5 protein-coding genes and 1 pseudogene are annotated in these 4557 nt (G+C 70.5%); 1 reads left to right on the top strand and 5 read right to left on the bottom strand.

Annotated features, from left to right (window positions below):
• A pseudogene (locus DW306_RS10695) lies at positions 1 to 605 on the top strand (hypothetical protein); the annotation flags it as partial.
• 196 nt (positions 606 to 801) lie between these two features.
• Here the strand turns inward: DW306_RS10695 and DW306_RS10690 are convergent.
• From DW306_RS10690 to DW306_RS10670, 5 genes are all read right to left on the bottom strand, one after another.
• Positions 802 to 1134: a hypothetical protein gene (locus DW306_RS10690; protein WP_168429297.1), complete on the bottom strand. Its 333-nt coding sequence runs from the start codon at positions 1132 to 1134 to the stop codon at positions 802 to 804.
• 11 nt (positions 1135 to 1145) lie between these two features.
• Positions 1146 to 1988, bottom strand: coding sequence for an extradiol ring-cleavage dioxygenase (locus DW306_RS10685; RefSeq protein WP_136055581.1), 843 nt, complete (start codon positions 1986 to 1988; stop codon positions 1146 to 1148).
• Positions 1989 to 2015: 27 nt separating this feature from the next.
• Entirely contained in the window at positions 2016 to 2879 is an 864-nt protein-coding gene (locus DW306_RS10680; protein ID WP_136055580.1) for an amidohydrolase family protein, read from the bottom strand.
• Positions 2876 to 4060, bottom strand: coding sequence for a CoA transferase (locus DW306_RS10675; protein ID WP_168429296.1), 1185 nt, complete (start codon positions 4058 to 4060; stop codon positions 2876 to 2878). Before DW306_RS10675 ends, DW306_RS10680 begins: the two co-directional genes overlap by 4 nt.
• A 28-nt stretch (positions 4061 to 4088) precedes the next feature.
• Positions 4089 to 4557, bottom strand: a 469-nt coding sequence (locus DW306_RS10670) for a zinc-binding dehydrogenase (RefSeq protein ID WP_168429295.1), incomplete at its 5' end; no start/stop codon positions are given.

Below are 4557 nucleotides of genomic sequence, written 5' to 3'. Positions count from 1 at the left end.
CGGCCGCTCCGGCCACCGGCACCACCGGTAACAACACCACCGGCGGAGACGACGGCATCCTCGGCGGCACCCAGATCACCGCACCCGTGACAGCCCCCGTGGCCGTCACCGGCAACGCGATCTCCGTGCTCGATGCCGCCACCGTCACCGGCGGCGGCACGGCTCCGGCCGCTCCGGCCACCGGCACCACCGGTGGCAACACCACCACGGGCGACGACGGCATCCTCGGCGGCACCCAGCTGTCGCTGCCGGTGACGCTGCCGATCACAATCGGCGGAAACGCCATCTCGGTGGCCGGTGACAGCACGGTGACGAACCCGGGCACGAACCCCGGAACGGACCCGGGAACCGATCCCGGGACTGACCCGGGAACCGACCCTGGGACTGACCCCGGCACGGACCCGGGAACCGATCCTGGAACCGAGCCGGGCACCGACCCGGGCACCGGTTCCGTGACGGGATCGGCATCCGGTGCTGCCGTGGCCGACGCTGCGGAGGGACTCGCCATGACCGGCGGCGCCCCCGCATCCGGATTGGTCGCACTCGCCGCACTCCTGCTCCTCCTCGGAGGTGCGGGCCTGCTGCGTCGTCGCCTGACGGCGTAGCCGAGACGCCGGCGGTGCGGCCGTCCTCGGGGAGGAGACCCCGCACCGTCGGTGCGTCGGCGCGCCGCGCAGGGAGCAGTTGCCCCAACCGCTCCCCGCGCGGTGCCGACGCGCGGATGCCCCGCGGTGTTGCCCACCGCGGGGCATCCGTCACGCCCGCGCGCGGCCCGGCGCGAATCTCGCCGCGCCGCGCCGCTCAGGCGATGTCGTCGACCTCGCCGTACGGCACGATCGCGGCGCGATACTTCTCGACCAGGTCGCGCCAGCCGAAGCCCTCCGTGTACTCGTGCTCGTAGACCGCCTCGGTGAAGTGCCAGAGCAGGTACGGATGGGCGCCGAGGCCGTAGAGCGCGCCGTAGTCCCGCGCCGCGAACGCCGCGTACTCCTCCGGTGTCAGGATGCGGTCGTCCGCGACGGCATCGGTGCCCGACCCCCCGGCCAGCCATCCGTCGAGGAAACCGGCAGGATCGGCGACGTAGGCATTCACGTTCGCGGTGCTCATCTCGACCGCGCGGATGAACTTGTTCATCATGTAGAGGCTCACTGTGCGGCCCTCCAGAGGAAGAAAGGACTCGACGCGAACCGTGACGTCGTCGCCTCGGCGAGGTCGGCGGGCCTGCCCTGCATCGCGGCGAGCGCGGCGACGATGTTCACGTACTGGTAGGTGACGTTGCCCGCCGCCATGATGCGGTCGAAGCGGCATCCGTCGATCGCGCCGGCGAGGTCGCCGTCACGCATCCAGGCCACCGCCTCGGCGTCGAATGCGGGGTCGGGCGATCCGTTGAAGGTGCGTGGTCCCCCGACATCCGTCGCCATGTGCCCCGAGGTGAGCAGGCCCACCCGCGCATCGCTGTCCCACGCCTCGACCGCCGTACGCAGGTGCTGGCCGAGAGCGGCGAAGCGCGCGGCTGACGGCAGCGGAGGAAGGATCGCGTTCGCGTGGATCGGCACGATCGGCAGGTCGAGCTCGGGCCGCACGTACTGCAGCGGCAGCACGAAGCTGTGGTCGAGCCGCCACTCGTGCGAGACCGAGAAGTCGATGGTCTCGGGCAGCACCTCCCGTCCGGTGATCTGCGTCGCGAGCTCGGGGTGCCCGGTCAGCTCGGCGTACTCCATGCCGAAGGTGCGCACCTCGTTCTCGTAGGTGCCGTGGTACGACGCGGCCTTGCCGACGATGAACGCCGGGGAGTTGTCGGAGAAGAACTGCCGCACATGATCGGTGCCGAGCACGATGAGCACGTCGACGGCGGCCTCCGTCACGGCCTCGCGGATGCGGCGGAAGTTCTCCTCGACCGCCACGAGATCGTCGGGCATCGGCTCGCGCATCGCGCGCCAGAGCAGCGGGTTGTGCGGCGTCGCCGCGGCCATCACCAGTTCAGCCATGCGTCCTCCCGGACTCGTCGCGCCGGCTCACAGCCGGAACAGCTTGCGCGCGTTGTCGAGCAGGATCTTCTGCCTCGACTCGGGCTTGAGGCCCAACTCGTCGAACTCGGTCATCCATCGGTCCGCGGTCATCACCGGCCAGTCCGATCCGAAGAGCACGCGGTCGGAGATGAGCGAATCGGCGTAGCGCACGACCTCGGGCGGCAGATACTTCGGCGCCCAGCCGGACAGGTCGAGGTACACGTTCGACTTGTGCCAGACCATCGCCAGGTTCTCGAGGTGCCAGGGCCAGGCCGGGTGCGCACTGATGATGTTCAGCTCGGGGAACTCGGCCGCGACGTCGTCGATGTACGGCACCGGTCGTGCGTTCTCGAGTCGGTAGCCTCCTCCGCCGGGGGTGCCGGCGCCCGCACCGGGGAACCCGGAGTGGAACATGACGACCAGGCCGAGCTCGGCGCAGGTCTCCCAGATCGGGAAGAAGCGCCGGTCGTTGGCGAGGAACCTCTGCCGCGACGGGTTGAGCTCGCCGACGCCTTTGATGCCGTACTCGTCGTGCATCCGCCGGATCTCCGCGATCGCGGCCTCGCCCTTCCACGGGTCGATGCCCGCGAACGCGAGGAAGACGTCGGGGTGGTCCTGCTGCGCCCTGCCCAGCAGGTCGTTGGGCGCACCCTTGATGCCGCTCGTGGTCTCCGAATCGGAGTTCACGATGACGGCCATCATCTTGCGTTCGCGGTACTGGTCCGCCTGCTCGGCGAACGACACCACCGGCCGCTCACGGCCGAAGTGCGCCGACATCTGCGTGTGCCGCGTGCCCATCGCCGCGATGAACTCCTCGGTCTGCGGGTGCGTGTGGACGTCGATCGCGACGAGGTCGTCGATACCGGTCATCGGGCCGCCCCTTCCTTCTCGGATGCGGATGCTGCCGCGGTCGCGGTGAGCTCTTCGGTGTCGGCGCCGAGTGCGGGCGCGTAGCGGAGTGCGGGACGACCGCTGCGCTGGAACCGGATGCTGGGCACGGGGACGCGCAGTGCGGCGCCGTCGGGTCCCGCGATCTCTTCGACCAGACCCATGCTGACGATCTGCGGGTCGTCGAAGAGGTCGCCCATTGTGTTCAGCGGGCCGTGCGGGATGTCATGGGCGGCGAGCCTGTCGAGCCACTCCGCGCGCGGGCGCGTGGTCGCGATCTGCTTCAGCACGGCGTCGAGCTCGTCGTAGTTGCGCACCCGCGCCTCGCGCGTCGAGAAGCGCTCGTCGTCGGCGAGGTCGGGGCGCTCGAGCACGTCGAGGAGCCCGGTCCAGAACTTCTCCGGCACGGACATGTGGATCACGAACGCCTTGCCGTCCGAGCCGACGCACGCGTACGCCTGCGCGCGACGCGGTCGCGAGTCGGGTGAGGAGACCTGACCGGTCTCGAGGAACGCCGACGCGGACTCGGTGAGGAAGTCGAGGAGCGCGCCGACCATCGTGACCTCGACGTGCTCGCCTTCGCCGGTGACGTCGCGCGCATGGAGGGCGGCGAGCACGGCCTGGACGGCCGACATGCCGGAGAGCAGGTCGGAGAACGCCGGACCCAACGGGCGGATGGTGGATGCCGGTACGACCTGGCTGTACATGCCGCCGGTGGCGGAGATCACGGTGTCGTAGGCGGGCCGCTTCGCGGCGGGCCCCGTGGGACCGAAACCGGTGATGGAGCAAGTGATCACGCGCGGGTTGCGCTCATGCAGCACGTCCGGGCCGAAGCCGAGCCGCGCGGCGACGCCGGGACGGAAGTTGTCGAGCACGATGTCGGCATCCTCCACCAGAGCGAGCAGGGCGGCGAGCCCGTCGACGCTCTTCAGGTCGAGCACGACGCCGCGCTTCCCCCGGTTGTAGGCGGCGAACTGCGGGCTCATGGTCGCCCGGCCCTCCCAGCGCCTCATCGGGTCGCCCTCCGGGGACTCGACCTTGATGACGTCGGCGCCGAGATCGGCGAGAAGCTTGGCCGCGTACGGACCGGAGATGTACTGCCCCAGCTCGATCACGCGGATGCCGGCGAGCGCTCCTGCGCCGAGAAGTGCAGAACTCGTCACGTCGGGATCTCCTGTTCTCCGGGTGCGCTCATCGGACATCGACGACCACCTTCCCCTCGCCCTTGCGGGGGAACTCCTGGTAGGCACGCCCGATGTCGTCGAGCGGATAGCGCGCGCCGACGAGCGTCGGCAGGGCTCCGGCGGCGGCGAGATCCAACGCCTCGACCACGTCGTCGTAGCGGGCGCTGGCGACGCCGAGCAGCTGCTTGCGGCGCAGGTAGAAGTCTCGCGAGTCGATGTGCAGTTCGCTGTCGACGGATGCCGAGCAGAACACCGCCCGGCCTCCCCATCGCAGTGCGCGGATGCCGGCGGCCAGAGTCGGGGCGTGGCCGGACACGTCGAGCACGACGTCGAATCCGTCGCCGCGATCCAGTGCGGATGCCAGCGCCGCGGCATCCGGCGCCGTGATGATCTGCTCGTCGCCGATCGGCCGCAGAGGCCGCCGGGACGCCGCGGCCACAGATGCCCCTCGGGCGATCGCGATGGCCACGGCGGCG

Origin of the sequence: Microbacterium sp. K24 (assembly GCF_004794465.1) — a bacterium.
Lineage (GTDB): Bacteria > Actinomycetota > Actinomycetes > Actinomycetales > Microbacteriaceae > Microbacterium.
The sequence above is the reverse complement of the archived record's forward strand: the minus strand, read 5'-3'. Positions and strand labels throughout refer to the sequence as shown.

Bases quoted from the DNA above. Each gene is read 5' to 3' on its own strand.
- DW306_RS10690 (WP_168429297.1), bottom strand. From the start codon at position 1,134: ATGAACAAGTTCATCCGCGCGGTCGAGATGAGCACCGCGAACGTGAAT.
- DW306_RS10685 (WP_136055581.1), bottom strand. From the start codon at position 1,988: ATGGCTGAACTGGTGATGGCCGCGGCGACGCCGCACAACCCGCTGCTC.
- DW306_RS10680 (WP_136055580.1), bottom strand. From the start codon at position 2,879: ATGACCGGTATCGACGACCTCGTCGCGATCGACGTCCACACGCACCCG.